Source organism: Litorisediminicola beolgyonensis (assembly GCF_042679605.1).
Classification (GTDB): Bacteria; Pseudomonadota; Alphaproteobacteria; order Rhodobacterales; family Rhodobacteraceae; genus Litorisediminicola; species Litorisediminicola beolgyonensis.
Map to the genome: position 1 here is coordinate 1 of NZ_JBHTMU010000022.1, position 17,651 is coordinate 17,651.

At 66.9% G+C, this 17,651-nt stretch carries 14 protein-coding genes and 1 tRNA gene; 14 read left to right on the top strand and 1 reads right to left on the bottom strand.

Annotated elements, in window-relative coordinates:
• The first annotated feature begins 154 nt into the window (after positions 1-154).
• Positions 155-466: an ETC complex I subunit gene (locus ACFQ4E_RS12690; protein WP_386804107.1), complete on the top strand. Its 312-nt coding sequence runs from the start codon at positions 155-157 to the stop codon at positions 464-466.
• Between the two features lie 44 nt (positions 467-510).
• Positions 511-587, top strand: a tRNA-Arg gene (locus ACFQ4E_RS12695).
• Positions 588-615: 28 nt separating this feature from the next.
• On the opposite strand, the gene ACFQ4E_RS12700 is transcribed toward ACFQ4E_RS12695, so the two are convergent.
• Complete coding sequence (locus ACFQ4E_RS12700) at positions 616-1,425, bottom strand: IclR family transcriptional regulator (RefSeq protein WP_386804109.1); 810 nt, start codon at positions 1,423-1,425, stop codon at positions 616-618.
• 136 nt (positions 1,426-1,561) lie between these two features.
• Between ACFQ4E_RS12700 and ACFQ4E_RS12705 the strand changes: the two genes are divergently transcribed.
• From ACFQ4E_RS12705 to nirD, 12 genes are all read left to right on the top strand, one after another.
• Positions 1,562-3,112, top strand: coding sequence for a M81 family metallopeptidase (locus tag ACFQ4E_RS12705; RefSeq protein ID WP_386804111.1), 1,551 nt, complete (start codon positions 1,562-1,564; stop codon positions 3,110-3,112).
• Between the two features lie 28 nt (positions 3,113-3,140).
• On the top strand, positions 3,141-4,733 hold the full coding sequence (locus ACFQ4E_RS12710; protein WP_386804113.1) for an ABC transporter substrate-binding protein: 1,593 nt from the start codon (positions 3,141-3,143) through the stop codon (positions 4,731-4,733).
• 85 nt (positions 4,734-4,818) lie between these two features.
• Positions 4,819-5,760 (top strand): ABC transporter permease, encoded by a 942-nt coding sequence (locus tag ACFQ4E_RS12715; protein WP_386804115.1) that lies wholly within the window; start codon positions 4,819-4,821, stop codon positions 5,758-5,760.
• A 1-nt stretch (position 5,761) separates the two neighbouring features.
• On the top strand, positions 5,762-6,649 hold the full coding sequence (locus ACFQ4E_RS12720) for an ABC transporter permease (protein WP_386804117.1): 888 nt from the start codon (positions 5,762-5,764) through the stop codon (positions 6,647-6,649).
• A gap of 1 nt (position 6,650) precedes the next feature.
• Complete coding sequence (locus ACFQ4E_RS12725) at positions 6,651-8,333, top strand: ABC transporter ATP-binding protein (RefSeq protein WP_386804119.1); 1,683 nt, start codon at positions 6,651-6,653, stop codon at positions 8,331-8,333.
• Positions 8,330-9,505, top strand: a complete 1,176-nt coding sequence (locus tag ACFQ4E_RS12730) for a M20 aminoacylase family protein (protein WP_386804121.1) — start codon at positions 8,330-8,332, stop codon at positions 9,503-9,505. Before ACFQ4E_RS12725 ends, ACFQ4E_RS12730 begins: the two co-directional genes overlap by 4 nt.
• A 77-nt stretch (positions 9,506-9,582) precedes the next feature.
• A complete protein-coding gene (locus tag ACFQ4E_RS12735; protein WP_386804123.1) occupies positions 9,583-10,725 on the top strand; it encodes a M20/M25/M40 family metallo-hydrolase in 1,143 nt (380 codons plus the stop codon).
• A gap of 268 nt (positions 10,726-10,993) precedes the next feature.
• Positions 10,994-11,446, top strand: a complete 453-nt coding sequence (locus ACFQ4E_RS12740; protein WP_386804124.1) for a (2Fe-2S)-binding protein — start codon at positions 10,994-10,996, stop codon at positions 11,444-11,446.
• A gap of 3 nt (positions 11,447-11,449) precedes the next feature.
• Positions 11,450-13,750 carry a xanthine dehydrogenase family protein molybdopterin-binding subunit gene (locus ACFQ4E_RS12745; protein WP_386804126.1) on the top strand — a complete coding sequence of 767 codons (2,301 nt, stop codon included), beginning with the start codon at positions 11,450-11,452 and terminating at the stop codon, positions 13,748-13,750.
• A gap of 185 nt (positions 13,751-13,935) precedes the next feature.
• Positions 13,936-14,394, top strand: coding sequence for an RrF2 family transcriptional regulator (locus ACFQ4E_RS12750; RefSeq protein ID WP_386804128.1), 459 nt, complete (start codon positions 13,936-13,938; stop codon positions 14,392-14,394).
• A gap of 434 nt (positions 14,395-14,828) precedes the next feature.
• Entirely contained in the window at positions 14,829-17,282 is a 2,454-nt protein-coding gene (gene nirB, locus ACFQ4E_RS12755; RefSeq protein ID WP_386804130.1) for a nitrite reductase large subunit NirB, read from the top strand.
• Positions 17,279-17,623 (top strand): nitrite reductase small subunit NirD, encoded by a 345-nt coding sequence (gene nirD / locus ACFQ4E_RS12760; RefSeq protein ID WP_386804132.1) that lies wholly within the window; start codon positions 17,279-17,281, stop codon positions 17,621-17,623. Before nirB ends, nirD begins: the two co-directional genes overlap by 4 nt.
• The last annotated feature ends 28 nt before the right edge of the window (positions 17,624-17,651 follow it).

Here is a 17,651-nt window from a genome sequence, read left to right on the forward strand (position 1 = left end):
AATGCTGTCGCCCCTCGAGTTCGAGCGGCAGCAGAAACTGAGGCACGAGGGCGTCTAAGAGACGCGGGGCTATTCAGAGTGTAAAAGCCGCGGCGGCTTGTCTCCCGCCGCGCTTTGGCCGATAAGGGCAGCGACCGCTGTCAAGGAGGTGTCCATGCGCGCTCGGATCTATCGTCCTGCAAAGACCGCCATGTCGTCCGGCAAGGCCAAGACGAAGCATTGGGTCCTGGAATACGTGCAGGACAGCGCGCGCGAGATCGATCCGCTGATGGGCTGGACCTCGTCCTCGGACACCCAGAGCCAGGTCAAGCTGCGCTTCGAGACCAAGGAAGCGGCGCTCGAATATGCCCGCGACCACGGCATCGACGCGCAGGTCTTCGAGCCGAAGGAGCGCAAGTTCAACGTGCGCCCGCGCGGCTATGCCGAGAACTTCGCCGTGGACCGTCGGGGCGCCTGGACGCACTGACACTCTGGCGCGGCCCGGCGGGCTGCGCTATTGCGGCTCGCAGCGGTCCCTTAGCTCAACTGGATAGAGCAGCTGACTTCTAATCAGCAGGTTGAGGGTTCGAGTCCTTCAGGGATCGCCATTGCCCCAACCAGCTGAGGCCGGACTTTTCAGAACCCGGCGGTGATCGCCCGCGAGGCCTCCATCGCGAAGGGGGCCAGCTGGTGGACGAAGCCCTCGGGCTCCCATTCGGACAATGAGCCCGCGACATGGATCGCGCCCATCGGCTTGCCGTTGATGACCAGAGGCAGGCCGAGCGCGATCTCGCCCAGCACGTATTCCTCCCGGACCACCGCGTAGCCGTCGCGGCGGGCGTCGTCGATGGCGGCGAGGATGGCTTCGGGATCGGTGAGGGTCGCCTTGGTGCGCGCGTCCAGATCCGACGCCTGGACGATCTCCGCGGCTTCGTCGCGGGGCAGGGCGGAGAGCGCGGCGCGGCCTCCGGCGGTGCAGTAGCTCGGCACGGAATGTCCTACGAGGGTCGCATAGAAGGTCTCGCGCTTGCTCTGCATGCGCAGGGCGTAGACCATGCGGGTCCGGTCGAAGAGGCTGAGGTCGATCCGTTCCTTGATCGTCTTGCGAAGTTCCAGGAGGACCGGCGTGGCGCGCTGCACGAGCGGGTCGAGGCGCAGCATGTCGAGCGTGTGATCGAGCACGGGAAGGCCGGGCAGGTAGCCGCGGTCGCCCTCGCTGCGGCGCAGGTAGCCGAGCTTGCGCAAAGTGTGGACCAGCCGTTGCGCCGCCGATCGGTCGAGCTGCGCGGCTTGCGCGATCTCCGAGAGACTCATCGGACCGCGCGCCTCGTTGAAGGCCGACAGCACCTGAAACGCGCGTGCGGCAGAGCGGACGAAGAGGCGATCCTCGTCGTTTGCCGAAAAATCGGTCGTTTCCGGGGTCTTCGACCGAGCGCTGTGATTCATTCGTGTACCCCCGATTGACAGGTGCCGGAACGCGCCCCTACCATCGATAAGTGATATCAAGGTATCGCAATGCGATACTATACGGGTGCCTCGCGTTTTGCCAAGAGCTCGGATGACGCTCCGGTCAGGGAGAGACATGAAAGTCGCTATCGCTGGATTTCTTCACGAAACCAACACCTTCGCGCCGGTGCGTGCGGATGTGGAGGCGTTTCGGACCGGCGGTGGCTACATCCCGATGGTGGAGGGCGCGGATATTCTCGAGGCCGCGCAGGGCGTCAATCTCGGCATCAGCGGCGCGCTCGAGATCGCCCAGGAATGTGGCTGGCAGGTTCAGCCGATTCTCTGGGCCGGAGCGATCCCGTCGGCCCATGTGACCTGCGCCGCCTATGAGCGGATCGCGGGCCGGATCGTCGATGGCATCGCCGCCCTGGGAGAGATCGACGGAGTTTTCCTCGATCTGCATGGCGCGATGGTGGCCGAGCATCTCGACGATGGCGAGGCCGAGCTCGCCGGCCGCGTGCGCGAGCTAGTCGGCCCGGATGTGCCGGTCGTCGCGGCGCTCGATCTGCACGGCAATATCGGCGCGGCGATGGTCGCGGCGCTCGACGCCTATGTCGGCTTCCGGACCTATCCGCATATCGACATGGCCGAGACCGGGCGCCGCGCCGCGCGCCTTCTCGACAGGATGATGGCGACCGGTACGCGGCCCGCCAAGGCGTTCCGGCGGATGTCCTACCTGGTTCCGATCCCGTTTCAATGCACCGATCTCGATCCGGCCCGCGAACTCTACACGCAGACGGCCGAGCTGGAGGCGGGCGATGTCTGGTCGACCTCGCTCTTCATGGGGTTTCCCGCCGCCGATATTCCCGATTGCGGTCCGACCGCGGTGGCCTTTGCCGAGACCCAAGCCGAGGCCGATGCCGCGGCCGACCGGATCGCGTCGCTTTACGAGGCCGCGGAGGATCGCTTCGCCGGGCAGACCTTTTCGCCCCAGGAGGCGATTGCCGAGGCGCTCCGTCTCAAGCGCGCCGGGACCTCGGGGCCGGTGATCCTCGCTGATACCCAGGACAATCCCGGCGCGGGGGGCATCTCAGCCACGACCGGCATCCTGCGCGCCATGGTCGAGGCGGGCGTCGAGAATGCCGCGCTCGGCGTGATCGTCGATCCGGAGACGGCCAGGCTGGCCCACGAAGCCGGGCAGGGCGCACTTATCACCTGCCGCCTCGGCGGCCATCGCGATCTGCCCGATGCGCCGCCGTTCAAGACCGACGCGGCGGTCGAGGCGCTCTCGGACGGGCGCCTGACGGCCTCGGGGCCTTATTACGGCGGCACCAAGCTCGATCTCGGGCCGTCCGCCTGTCTCAGGATCGGTGGTGTGCGCGTCGCGGTGACAAGCCGGATCGCGCAGACCGCGGACCGCGAGATGTTCCGGTTCCTCGGCATCGCGCCCGAGGAGATGAGCCTCGTATCGGTAAAGAGTTCCACCCATTTCCGCGCGGATTTCGCCCCGATCGCGGGCGCGATCCTGGTGACCCTGTCACCCGGTCCGATGCCGTTCGACCCGGCGGACCTTCCCTTTACCCGGCTGAGACCGGGACTGCGCCTGTCGCCCGGAGGCCCGGCCTTCGTCGCGCCGGCGCCAAGCGAGGCATCGGCGAAACCCCTCGCCGCTGCCGAACACATCTAAAAAGAACACCAACATGGAGCTGTCCCAGATGATGACACGACCCTTCACGACCCTGACCCGCGCCGCGGTGCTGGCGGGCGCGACGTTCCTGACGCCGCTCGCGGTATCGGCCCAGGAGGAGAAGACCATCACCGCGGTGATGCATTCGGGCCTTCGGGTGCTCGACCCGGTGATCACCACGGCCCACATCACCCGCAACCACGGCTACATGATCTATGACGTGCTGACCGCCGTGGACGCGGACTTCAAGCCGCAGCCGCAGATGGCGGATTGGGAGGTCTCCGAGGACGGGCTCACCTACACCTTCACCCTGCGCGACGGCCTCATGTTCCATGACGGCGCGCCGGTGACGGGCGCGGATGTCGTCGCCTCGCTCCAGCGCTGGGGCAAGCGCGATTCCGGCGGGCAGCTGATCTTCGACGTGACCGCAAGCCTCGAGGCACCCGACGACAAGACCGTCGTCTGGACCCTCAGCGAGCCCTTCGCGCCCCTGATGGACGTGATCTCGAAGCAGTCGGCGGTGCCGCCTTTCATCATGCCCGCGCGCGTCGCCGAGACCTCGCCGGACGAGACCATCACCGAATATGTCGGCTCCGGTCCGTTCGTCTTCAACGAGGAGGAATACGAGCCCGGCGTCTCGGTCACCTACGAGAAGTTCGACGATTACGTGCCGCGCGAGGGTGAGCCGTCCTGGATGGCGGGTGGCAAGGTCGTCAATGTCGACAAGGTCGTCTGGACGACGATGCCGGACAACGTCACGGCGATCAACGCGCTCACCAATGGCGAGATCGACTATCTCGAGCAGGTGCAGATCGACCTCCTGCCGATCCTCGAGGCGTCTCCGGATGTCGTCGTCGAGATGCGCGACCCGCTGGGTTACGTGACCATCGGCCGCCCGAACCACCTGCACCCGCCGTTCGACAACAAGCTCGTGCGCCAGGCCGCGCTTGCCGCGCTCGACCAGGAATCGATGCTGGCGACGATGCAGGGCGATCCCGAATACTACAACGTCTGCGGCGCGATCTTCGGCTGCGCCACGCCCCTCGGGGACGAGAGCGGCTCCGAGATCGTGACCGGCGGCGCTGATCCCGAGAAGGCCAAGGCGCTTCTGGAAGAGGCGGGCTATGACGGCACGCCCATCGTGCTGATGGCGCCGACCGACGTCGTCAGCCTCGTCAACCAGCCCGTGGTTGCGGCGCAGGCGCTCCGCGAGGCCGGGTTCGAGGTCGATCTCCAGTCGATGGACTGGCAGACGGTCGTCCAGCGGCGCGCCCAGCAGCTTCCGCCCGCCGAGGGCGGCTGGAACATGTTCTTCACCAACTGGATGGTGCCCGAGATCTCGGACCCGCTGATCAACGTGATGGTCAACGGCCGCGGCGACGACGCCTGGTTCGGCTGGCCGACCGACGAGGAGATCGAGGCGATGCGCTCCGAGTTCGTCGCGGCGACCGATGCCGAGACCCAGAAGGAGATCGCGGTCCGGATCCAGGAGCATGTGCTCGACAACGTGAACTACATCATGATGGGCGAGTACCTGATCCCGCAGGCGCGCTCGACCAAGATCGAGAACATGATCCCGTCGCCGGTGCCGGTCTTCTGGAACATGACCAAGGCCGACTGAGGCCAACCGCCGGGGGGCGTCACGCGCGCGCCCCGGCATCCTGCCCAAGACCTGACCCGATGCCCCCGATCTCCCAGGAGCGCGCATGTTCGCCTACATCCTGAAACGGATACTCGCCACGATCCCCGTGATGGTGATCGTCGCCATCTTCGTCTTCCTGCTGTTGCGGCTGACGCCCGGCGATCCGGCCGCGATCCTCGCCGGGGACGCCGCCACCCCGGCGCAGCTTGAACGCATCCGCGACCGGCTGGGGCTGAACGACCCGCTCTACGTCCAGTTCTTCACCTGGGTCGGGCAGATGCTGAAGGGCGATTTCGGCACCTCGCTCATTTCCAACACCGAGGTGGCGGGGATGATCGGCGACCGGATCGGCCCCACGATCAACATCGCCGTCCTGACCATCGTGATCTCGGTGGCGTTGGCGGTGCCGATGGGGGTCGTCGCAGCCTGGCGGCACCGGACCTGGGTGGACTTCCTGGTGATGTCCTTCTCGGTCCTGGGCTTCTCGGTCCCGGTCTTCGTGATCGGCTACATCCTGATCCAGATCTTCGCCATCGAGCTGCGCTGGCTGCCGGTGCAGGGCTATGCCTCTCCCGCCGACGGGTTGGGGCCGTTCTTTGCCCGCGCGATCCTGCCCGCGCTGACGCTGGCCACGATCTATGTCGCCCTAATCGCCCGGATGACCCGCGCCTCCATGCTCGAGGTGCTGGGCGAGGATTACATCCGCACCGCCCGTGCCAAGGGCGTGCGGGAGAACCTCGTGCTCTTCCGCCATGCGCTGAGAAACGCCGCGGTGCCGATCCTGACGATCATCGGCACCGGCTTCGCGCTCCTGATCTCGGGGGTGGTGGTGACCGAGAGCGTCTTCAACATTCCCGGGATCGGGCGGCTGACGGTCGATGCGATCCTCGCCCGCGACTACCCGGTGATCCAGGCGATGATCCTCTTCACGGCGGGCATCTACGTCTTGGTCAACCTGCTGGTCGACATCTCCTATTCCTTCTTCGATCCGAGGATCCGTTACTGACATGACAGAGATCCCCTCATCCCGGCACAGCGCCTTCCAGGTGCTCACGGGCCTCTTTTCCCTGCCCGCGAACGCGCGGATCGGGGCCGGGCCGGTCCTCGCCGCGCTCATGCTCGCGGCCATCGTCCTCGCCGCGCTCCTCGCGCCGTTTTGCGTGCCCTATGACCCGCTCGCGATGGAGGCAACGTCCCGGTTGAAGCCGCCGTCTTCGGACCATCTGCTCGGCACCGACCAGTTCGGGCGGGATACGTTCAGCCGGGTCATGTATGGCGGGCGCGTCTCGCTCTTGATCGGGATCGCGACGGCAATCGTGAGCGTCCTGATCGGTCTGGCCATCGGACTTGTTGCCGGCTTCTTCCGCGCGGTCGACGGCATCATCATGCGGATCATGGACAGCCTCATGGCGATCCCGGCGATCCTTCTAGCCATCGCCCTGGTCGCGCTCAACGGTCCGAGCCTGACCTCGGTGATCCTCGCCATCACCATCCCCGAGGTTCCGCGCGTCGTGCGCCTCGTCCGCTCGGTGGTGCTGAGCGCCCGCGAGGAACCCTATGTCGAGGCGGCGATCGCTCTGGGCTCGTCGATGCCGAAGATCCTGATCCAGCACCTCATGCCCAACACGCTCGCGCCGCTGATCGTGCAGGGCACCTATATCTGCGCCTCCGCGATCCTGATCGAGGCGATCCTGAGCTTCCTCGGCGCAGGCGTCTCCACCGAAATTCCGACCTGGGGGAACATCATGGCCGAGGGGCGGACCTACTTCCAGATCAAGCCGGGGCTGATCTTCTGGCCGGGGCTGATGCTGTCGCTCTGCATCCTGTCGATCAACCTCCTCGGCGACACCGCGCGTGACCTTCTCGATCCGCGCCTCAAGAAACGGGAGGCGTGAGATGGAGTTCAAGAACCGCGAATTCGCCGATGCCCGCCGCATCCTGAAGATCCGCAACCTGAAGGTCGCGCTCAGCGACCGTCCCAACGCGGCGCCCGTGCTCGACGGGATCGACCTCGATATCCATGCGGGCGAGACGCATTGCCTCGTCGGCGAAAGCGGCTCGGGCAAATCCGTGACCTCGCTTGCGGTCATGGGGCTTCTGCCGAAAGGCGCGCTCGAGGTCTCTGGCGGGCTGATCGACCTCGAGGGCACCGAGATCACCGCCGCCAGCCCGGGCAAGATGCGCGAGCTGCGCGCGCAGCGGATCGCGATGATCTTCCAGGAGCCGATGACCGCGCTGAACCCGGTGCTGCGCGTCGGCGAGCAGATCGAAGAGGTGCTGGCCATGCACACCGATCTGTCGAAAAGCGCCGCGCGCGAGCGGACGCTTCAGATCATGCGCGATGTGCACCTGCCCGATGTGGAGCGGGTCTACGGATCGTTCCCGCACCAGCTTTCGGGCGGTCAGCGGCAGCGGATCATGATCGCGATGGCGCTGGTGCTCGACCCCGATCTCCTGATCGCGGACGAGCCGACCACGGCGCTCGACGTGACCACGCAGCTGCAGATCCTCAAGCTCATCTCCGAGATGCAGGAGCGCCACGGCACGGCGGTTCTCTTCATCACCCATGACATGGGCGTCGTGGCCGAGATCGCCGACACCGTCAGCGTTATGCAGCAGGGCCGGATCGTCGAGCGGGCGCCGATCCGCGCGCTTCTGACCGATCCCAAGGAGCCTTATACGCGGAAGCTCCTCGAAGCGGTGCCGAGCCTGACGCCGCGCGACGCGCGCGAGGCGGCGTCCGAGGAGACCGTTCTGACCGTCACGGATCTTGGCATGAGCTATGGCGGCGGCGGGTTCTTCCGCAAATCCGCGGGCGTCCGCGCCGCGAAGAACGTGAGTTTCGACCTCAGGCCCGGCCGCACCCTCGGCATCGTGGGCGAGAGCGGGTCCGGGAAATCCACCGTGGCGCGCTGCATCATGCGGCTGATCGAGCCGACCGAGGGCAGGATCGACCTTGCCGGAGAGGAGATCGCCCATCTGTCGCGGCGCGCGCTTCGGCCGCACCGGCGGCATTTCCAGATCGTCTTCCAGGATCCCTATCGGTCGCTCAATCCGCGCTGGACCGTCGGGCGCAGCCTCTGCGAGGGACCGGTGAATTTCGGCACCTCCCGTGCCGATGCCATGGCGCGCGCCGCCGAGCTGATGGAGATCGTGGGGCTGCCCCGCGATGCGCTCGACCGCTACCCGCACCAGTTCTCGGGCGGTCAGCGCCAGCGTATCGCCATCGCCCGCGCGGTCGCGATGCAGCCCGACGTGCTGGTCGCCGACGAGGCCGTCTCGGCGCTCGACGTGAGCGTGCAGGCGCAGGTGCTCGATCTTCTCGAAGAGGTGCAGGCGCGCTTCGGCATCGCCATGCTCTTCATCACCCATGACCTGCGCGTCGCTGCCCAGATCTGCGACGACGTTCTGGTGATGCAGAAAGGCGAGGTGGTCGAGCAGGGGCCTGCGGCCCGCGTCCTCGGCGACCCGCAGCACAGCTACACGAAAAGCCTGATCTACGCCGCGCCCGGCCGCCATTGGGATTTCGCCCGCTTCCGCGCGCTCGAGAGCACGCCCAGACCAGGAGTTTCCGCATGAGTGTCATCCCCGCCATCGCCGGGTTTGCCAACGACCTGACCGAGATCCGGCATGACCTGCACGCCCATCCCGAGCTCGGCTTCGAGGAGACGCGGACCTCGGCCAAGGTCGCCGAGGCCCTGGAGAGCTACGGCGTCGACGAGATCCATCGCGGTCTCGGCGGCACCGGCGTGGTGGCGCTGATCCACGGCAAGGCCGAGGGCAACCGCCGCGTCGGACTGCGCGCCGACATGGACGCGCTGCCCATCGACGAGGCCTCGGGCGTGGATTTTTCCTCGACCCATCCCGGCAAGATGCATGCCTGCGGGCATGACGGACATACGACCATGCTTCTGGGCGCGGCGCGCTACCTCGCAGCGACGCGGGAATTCGCGGGCACCGCGGTCCTGATCTTCCAACCCGCCGAAGAGGGCTTGGGCGGCGCACGGCAGATGATTGCGGACGGGCTCTTCGAGCAGTTCCCGGTCGACGAGTGCTACGGGATGCACAACATGCCCAACGGCCGCCCGGGCGAGGCGATGGTGACGCCGGGACCGGCGATGGCGGGCGCGTCCTTCTTCGACATCACCGTGCGCGGAACCGGCAGCCACGCGGCGATGCCGCACCAGTCGAAAGACCCGATTGTCATCGGCACCGCGCTCGTCCAGCAGCTCCAAAGCGTGGTCAGCCGCAACACGCCGCCGACGAAGCCCATCGTCCTGTCGGTCACCAAGTTCCAGGCGGGCACCGCCTATAACGTCGTCCCGGCCACCGCCACGATCGCCGGGACCATCCGCTATTTCCACGAGGACGTGATCGCGATGGCCGAGGCGCGGATGAAGGAGCTCTGCTCGGGCCTTGCCGCGGCCTACGGGATCGAGATCGAGTGCGAGACGCGCAATGTCTTCGACGTGCTGATGAACGATCCCGCGCTCTCCGAGGAATATGTCGCCGCCGCCGCCGATATCGTCGGCCCGGACCACGCGCGGATCACCGACGAGCAGATGACCGGATCGGAGGATTTCGCCGACATGCTGAAGCAGGTGCCCGGCGCCTATATCCGCGTCGGCCATGCCGGCACCGTGCCGCTCCACAATCCGGGCTTCGTTCTCGACGACGCGATCCTTCCCGTCGGCGCCTCGATCTATGCCCGCATCGTCGAACGCCGTCTGCCGCTGGCGGGGGCTGACTGAACCGGCGGCTCGTCCGCAAATCGACACGACAAGACCCCGGACCGCGCTGCTCGTCCGGGACCAATAGGAGACTGCCCATGACCGCCGACCCGCTTTCGCTGCCCTTCGACACCGAGGAGATGCTCCACGGCCTCCGCCCCTGGATCGAGACCGAGAGCCCGACCTTCGACGCAGCGGCCGTCAACCGGATGATGGATGTCGCGCATTACGATCTCGCCGCACTCGGCGCCCGGACCGAGCGTATCCCGGGCCGGATGGGGCTGGGCGACAGCCTGCGCGCCGAGATCCCGCATCCCCGTCAGGGCGAGGGCGGCATTCTCCTTCTCGGCCATCTCGATACCGTGCATCCGCTCGGCACGCTCAAGGTGCTGCCGTTCCGCCGCGAGGGCGGGATTTGCTACGGGCCCGGTCTCATGGACATGAAGGGCGGCAACTACGTCTATCTCGACGCGATCCGCAAAATTCTCGCCGCCGGGATCGAGACGCCCCTGCCGATCACCGTGCTCTTCACGCCGGACGAGGAGATCGGCACGCCCGCGACGCGCGACCTGATCGAGACCGAGGCCAAGCGGCACAAGTACATCCTCGTTCCCGAACCGGCGCGTCCCGATGGCGGCGCGGTGATCGGCCGCTACGCGATCGCGCGGTTCAACCTTCAGACACGGGGCCGCCCCAGCCACGCGGGCTGGGCGCTCTCCGAGGGCCGCTCGGCCATCGCGGCGATGGCGCGCAAGGTCGCCGAGATCGAAGGCATGACGGGCGAGGACATCACCTTTTCGGTGGGCGTCTTCAACGCGGGCACATGGGTGAACTGCGTCTCCTCGGTCTGCGATGCCGAGGTGCTGAGCATGGCCAAGACCCAGGAGCTTCTGGACGAGGGCGTGGCGAAGATGCTGGCGCTGGGCACCGATGAGGGCGACGTGGTGCTCGAGGTGAAGCGCGGCGTGACCCGCCCGATCTGGGAGCCGGATCAGCCGGGCACGATGGCGCTCTTCGACATGGCCAAGGACATCTGCAAGGAGCTTGGCTTCGACCTGTCCGCCGCCTCCGCGGGCGGCGGGTCGGACGGCAATTTCACCGGCGCGCTCGGCCTGCCGACGCTCGATTCCATCGGCGTCCGCGGGCAGGGGCTGCACACGCTGGGCGAGCATATCGAGATCGACAGCCTGGTCGAACGCGCGCGCCTCGCGGCCGGTCTCTACTGCCGTTTGGGCGCCTGATCTTGGTGCCCCGGCGCTGACGGGAGCGGGCTGACGCCCGCTCTGACGGCATCGGCGAAACAGGAAGACAAGCGTTTCGTTTGAAGCGGCGCTTCGGCGCGCGCGTGGGCGCGCGTGCGGTTGCGCGCGCACTCTCAGATGGCTTGGCGGGCTCTATGCGCGGAAAATCGTGTTAAGCTGATTAAGAATTTTGATTCCCCGGTGCGCGCCATGCGTGCCGCTTTCACCACCAAGCACCTAACCACAAAAAACTTTTCAGGGAGGGATCATGACAAAGGTCATGTTGAACGGCTCCGAAATGGAGTTCACCGAAACGTCCGACATGCCGCTTCTCTGGGCCATCCGCGACATCGCGGGGCTGCCTGGAACGAAATACGGCTGCGGCGCCGGGCTCTGCGGGTCCTGCACCGTGCATGTCGACGGCAAGGCCGAGCGCTCGTGCCAGCTCACGCTCGCGGATGTCGAGGGCAGATCGGTCACCACCATCGAGGGTCTCGACCCCAGCGGCAACCACGCCGTGCAGGTGGCCTGGCGCGATCTGAACGTGCCGCAATGCGGCTTTTGCCAGACCGGCCAGATCATGCAGGCGGCCTCGCTCCTGGCCGAGAACCCGAAGCCGACCGACGAGGAGATCCTCGCGTCGATGTCCGGCAATGTCTGCCGCTGCGGCTGCTACCAGCGCATCGTCGCGGCGGTCCGCCTTGCGAGCACGGGGAGCTGAGCCATGCTGAAATATCTTGAACCGCTGACCGAAACGGTCTCCGACACCGTGCGCCTCGCCAAGGTCTCTCGCCGGGGGTTCCTCGGCACCACCGGCGCCTTCGCGCTGGCCGCCTACGCGATGCCCGCGCGCGCCTTCGACGTCTACGCGACCGGGGCGACGGGTATGCCCAACGGCGTCGTCGACGATCCGCTCGTCTTCGTCTCCATCGATGCCGACGGCACCGTGACGCTGATCGCCCACCGCTCCGAGATGGGCACCGGCAGCCGCACCTCGCTGCCCATGGTCATGGCCGACGAGATGGAGGCCGACTGGGACCGCGTGACCATCGTCCAGGCGCCGGGCGACGAGCCGACTTACGGCAACCAGGACACCGACGGATCGCGCTCGATGCGCCACCACATCCAGGCGGCGCGCAAGATCGGCGGATCGGTCCGCACGATGCTGGCCCGCGCCGCGGCTGCCGAATGGGGCGTCGAGCCCGACCAGGTCACCGTCGAGATGCACGAGGTCAAGGGCCCCGCGGGGCAGGTCATGGGCTTCGGCGATCTGGCCGAGGCCGCCATGGCGCAGCCCGTCCCGGAGCACGACGAGATAACCTACAAGACCGAGGACCAGTTCCGCTACATCGGCAAGGGCGAGGTCCAGATCACCGACCTGCGTGACATCACGACGGGCACAGCCGTCTACGGCGCCGACGTGGTGCTCGACGGGATGAAGGTTGCGGTGATCGCCCGTCCGCCCGTCGTCGGGGGCAAGGCTGCCTCGTATGATGCGACCGACGCGCTTGCGGTTCCGGGCGTCGAGAGCGTGCATGAGCTGCCCTATGGCGGGCTGGCGCAGAAATTCGCGCCGCTCGGCGGAATCGCGGTCGTCGCGACCAACACCTTTGCCGCGATGAAGGGCCGCGATGCGCTTAGTATCGAATGGGAGGCCGGCGAGCACGGCTCGTATAATTCCGAGCCCTACATGGAAGAGATGATCGCCACCTCCGAAAGCCCGGGCACGCCCGCGCGGACGCAGGGCGATGTCGACGCGGCGATGGCAGGCGCGGCGCGGACCTTCACGCGGACCTATACGCAGAACCACATGGCGCATATCCCGATGGAGCCACCGGCGGCGATCGCCAACCATACCGGCGACACGCTCGAGATCTGGGCGCCGGTCCAGAGCCCCTATACCACTCGCACCGATACCGCGAAGGCGCTGGGCATGGACCCCGCGCAGGTGACGGTGAACGTGACGCTTCTGGGCGGCGGGTTCGGGCGGAAATCCAAGGCCGATTTCGTGACCGAGGCGGCGCTTCTGTCGAAAGAGGTCGGCGCGCCGGTGCGTGTGCAATGGACGCGCGAGGATGACATCCGGCACTCCTTCTACCACACGACCTCGGCCGAACGGATCGAGGTGGCGCTCGACGACGAGGACAAGGTGACGGGCTGGCTCCACCGCTCGGTGGCGCCGTCGATCCTGACGACCTTCGCGCCGGACGAGGGCCATGTCATGCCGCTCGAACAGGCGATGGGAATGACCGACGTGCCCTTCGACATCGCCAATATCCGCTGCGAAAGCGGCAAGGCCTTCGCGCATACGCGGATCGGCTGGTTCCGGGCGGTGTCGAACATTCCCCATGCCTGGGCCATCGGCTCTTTCGTCGGCGAACTGGCCGAGGAGTTGGGCCGGGACCAGAAACAGATGTGGCTCGACCTGATCGGCGCGCCGCGCCAGCTTGACCCGGTGGCCGCGGGGCTGCCCGAGAAGTTCTGGAACTATGGCGAGCCGATGGAGGAGTTCCCGATCGACACCGGGCGCCTTGCCCATGTGCTGAACGTCGCCGCCGACGGCATCGGCTACGGCCAGGAGCTGCCCGAGGGCGAGGGCATCGGCCTCGCCGTGCATCGCAGCTTCGTCTCCTATGTCGCCTGCGCGGCCAAGGTGAAGCTGGTGGAGGGCCGCATCACCGTGCCCGAGATGCATCTTGCCATCGATTGCGGCTTCGCGGCCAACCCCGAGCGCATCGAAAGCCAGATGCAGGGCGCGGCGGTGATGGGCATGACCGTGGCGCTGCATTCCGGGATCACCTTCCAGGATGGCGCGGTCGTGCAGTCGAACTTCTACGACTACGATGTCGTGCGGTCGGACAACTTCCCGACCGTGGTCACCCATATCGTGCCGCACCCGTTCTCGGTTCACGCCACCGGCGTCGGCGAGCCAGGCGTGCCGCCGGTGTCACCGGCCATCGCCAACGCGCTCTTCGCCGCCACGGGCGAGCGCCGCAGGCACCTGCCCATGGGCACGGAGGCCTGAGGCTATCGGGCCCGCGCTTCCGAACCGGAGCGCGGGCCTTTTTCGACACATCCGCGAGCTGTGCGGGTTGGCCGCTCTGGCGGCGTTGCCATGTAACATGCACAGGAGCCTTGACCTGCGATAAATCATGCGTGAAGTTTGAAGCGTTTCCGCATGTGGCGGCCGGTTGAACGCGCGAGGTCCCGATGAATCTGTCCAAATTCACGGATTACGCGCTTCGCGTCTGCCTCTATCTCGGCGCGCATCAGGACCGGGTCGTGCCGATCTCCGAGATCACCCGCGCCCATGGTGTGTCGCAAAGCAACCTGATGAAAGTGGTGACCCAGCTCGTCGATGGCGGGTTCCTCAAGAGCACAAGGGGCCGGTCCGGCGGGGTGAGGCTCGCCCGGCCAGCGGCGGAGATCCGGATCGGGCAGATTGCCAGGTTCATGGAGGGCGATGATCCCCTGGTCGATTGCTCAAGCTGCATCCTTGCCGGGGCCTGCGGGCTGGTCCGTGGTCTCAAGGAGGCAAAAGACGCCTTCCATCAATCGCTTGACCGGCTCAGCCTGGCCGATTCCGTACTCGCCCATCCCCGCACACTGTCGATTCTGCTCGGCGCGAGCCCCGATTCCCGGTCGGACGCCCCCGTCACGACGCCCTGAGTCGTCTTCACGCTAGTGACACGCCGGATGGGACGCGACCCGTTAGCGCGCGTGCCAAACCCGGCAAGGGCGACGCGCGCCTTTCTTCGCTCATGCCTTGGGCAAACCCGCCGAAATCCGCGTGGACTCTGCTTAGGCGACAGGCACTCTCTGTCCGATGGCGTGAAAACGGACGCGAAGACAAAAAAGAAATTGCGCCGCTGATACATTCCCGGATACCGCATCTTTAAGCGAGGCCCGAGCGCCTCACTCCAGCCGCAACGGCGCGGCGATTTCAGTCACATCGGCCTTGTGCCACGCAGCAACGACGCTGCTCGACGCTCTGACAGTTCAGATCGCGGGAGAGTGCGTTGCCCCATGGCATCCGGTCCTCCCTGACAGAAACCGCCGCGGCCCGGTCCTCCCGGTTCCGCACCAACGAGCCGGAGGATGCCATGACACGGCAGAAGCTCATCATCATCGGCAACGGCATGGCGCCTGGGCGCATGCTCGAGCACCTGTTCGAGGCGAACGCCGCCTTCGACGTCACGATCTTCAACGCCGAACCGCGGGTCAATTACGACCGCATCATGCTGTCGCCGGTCCTGTCGGGCGAGAAGCGCTTCGAGGACATCGTCATCCATGACGACGCCTGGTACGCCCGGAACAAGGTGACCCTCCATCGCGGCGAAAAGGTCGTCGCCGTGGACCGCGCGGCCAGGACCGTGACCGGGGCCAGCGGGATCACCGCCCGCTACGACAAGCTCGTCTTCGCCACCGGCTCGTCGCCCTTCATCATCCCGGTTCCCGGCCACGATCTTCCCGGCGTCGTCGCCTATCGCGATCTCGACGATGTCGCGGCGATGACCGCGGCGGCGGCAAAGGGGGGCAGGGCGGTCGTGATCGGCGGCGGCCTCCTGGGGCTCGAAGCCGCGGCGGGGCTCAAGGCGCAGGGCATGGACGTCACCGTGCTGCACCTGATGCCGACCCTGATGGAGCGCCAGCTCGACGCCGCGGCCGGATACCTCCTGCAGGCCGAGCTCGAACGGCGCGGGGTCGAGGTGCGCTGCGGTGCGAACACCAAGGCCATCCTCGGAGACACCGCCGTCGAGGCGGTCGAGCTCGAGGACGGAACCTGGATCGACGCCGCGCTGGTGGTCATGGCCGTGGGCATCCGCCCGAGCATCGCGCTCGCTGAGGAGGCAGGGCTCGAGACCGGTCGCGGGATCGTCACCGATGGTGCGATGCGGACCTCGGACCCGGATATCCTGTCGGTCGGCGAATGCACCGAGGTGGATGGCCGGGTCTACGGGCTTGTGGCGCCGCTCTACCAGATGGCCCGGGTCGCGGCGGCGACGCTGACGGGGGCCGAGGCACGCTTCGCCCATGCGGAGACACCGACCAAGCTGAAGGTCACCGGGATCAATCTCTATTCCGTGGGCGATTTCTCGGACGGCCCCGACCGCGAAGACGTGGTGCTGCGCGATGCGGCGCGCGGCAGCTATCGCCGCGTCGTCCTGCAGGGCAACAGGGTCATGGGCGCCGTGCTCTATGGCGATGTCGCCGACGGCGCCTGGTATAACGAGCTCCTGAAATCCGGCGAGGATGTCAGCGCCTGTCGCGATACGCTGATCTTCGGGCAGGCCTATCAGGGCGGCACCGCCTCCGACCCGCTCGCGGCGGTTGCCAACCTCTCCGACGACGCCGAGATCTGCGGCTGCAACGGCGTCTGCAAGGGCCGGATCGTCAAGGCGATCATCGAAAAGGGCCTGACCTCGCTGTCCGAGGTCCGGGCGCAGACCAAGGCCAGCGCGTCCTGCGGGACCTGCTCGGGGCTCGTGGAGGGCGTGCTGGCGCTGACGCTCGGCGACGGGTTCGAGAAAAAGGCCGAGGGCATGTGCGGCTGCACCGATCTCGGCCATGGCGAGGTGCGCCGCCTGATCAAGGCCAAGGGCCTGAAATCCATCCCCGCGGTCATGCAGGAGCTGGAGTGGACAACCGCCCAGGGCTGCGCCAAGTGCCGCCCCGCGCTGAACTACTACCTGCTGAGCGACTGGCCCGGCGTGTATGTCGACGACCAGCAGAGCCGGTTCATCAACGAGCGCGTCCACGCCAATATCCAGAAGGACGGGACCTATTCGGTCGTGCCGCGGATGTGGGGCGGCATGACCTCGTCGGACGAGCTGCGCGCCATCGCCGATGTGGTCGACAAGTTCGCGATCCCGGACGTCAAGGTGACCGGCGGCCAGCGGATCGACCTTCTGGGGGTGCGCAAGGAGGATCTGCCCGCGGTCTGGGCCGACCTGAACGCCGCCGGTCTGGTCTCGGGGCATGCCTATGCCAAGGGTCTTCGGACCGTGAAGACCTGCGTCGGCTCGACCTGGTGCCGGTTCGGCACACAGGATTCCACCGGGCTCGGCATCAAGCTCGAGAAATTCCTTTGGGGCTCCTGGACCCCGGCCAAGGTCAAGCTCGCGGTCTCGGGCTGCCCGCGCAACTGCGCCGAGGCGACCTGCAAGGATATCGGTGTCGTCTGCGTCGAGAGCGGCTTCGAGATCGTCTATGGCGGCGCGGCGGGCCTGCACATCCTGGGCACGACCTCGCTCGGGCTGGTGAAGACCGAAGAGGAGGTGATCGAGCTCTGCGGCGCGCTCACCCAGATGTATCGCGAGCAGGGCTTCTATCTCGAACGCATTTACAAATGGGCGGCGCGGGTCGGCTACGACACCGTGAAGGCGGCGGTCTTCGACGATCTCGACCAGCGCCGCGCCCATTACGACCGCTTCGTCCTCTCCCAGACCTTCAGCCAGACCGACCCCTGGTCCGAGCGCGTCTCGGGCGTGGACAAGCACGAGTTCAAACCGATGGCCGTCCTCGGCGCGCCGATGGCGATGGAGCCCGCAGAATGAATGTCTCGCTCTCGTCCACCGATCTCGGTTGGCGCCTCATCGGCTCCATCGACGACATTCCGCAGCAAGGCGCGCGCTGCGTGCTCTCGGGCGAGACGACGATCGCCGTGTTCCGGACCGCCGATGACAGGGTCTTCGCGCTCGAAGACCGATGCCCGCACAAGAACGGGCCCCTGAGCCAGGGGATCGTGCATGACGGATGCGTCACGTGCCCCCTGCACAACTGGGTGATCTCGCTTTCGACCGGTGCCGCCGAAGGCGCCGACGAGGGGCGGACCGCCACCTATCCCGTCCGGCTCGAGGGCCGGGACATCTACCTCCAACTCCACCCTGGCGCCTGATCACAGGCTCCGAACTCTCCTGAAAGGA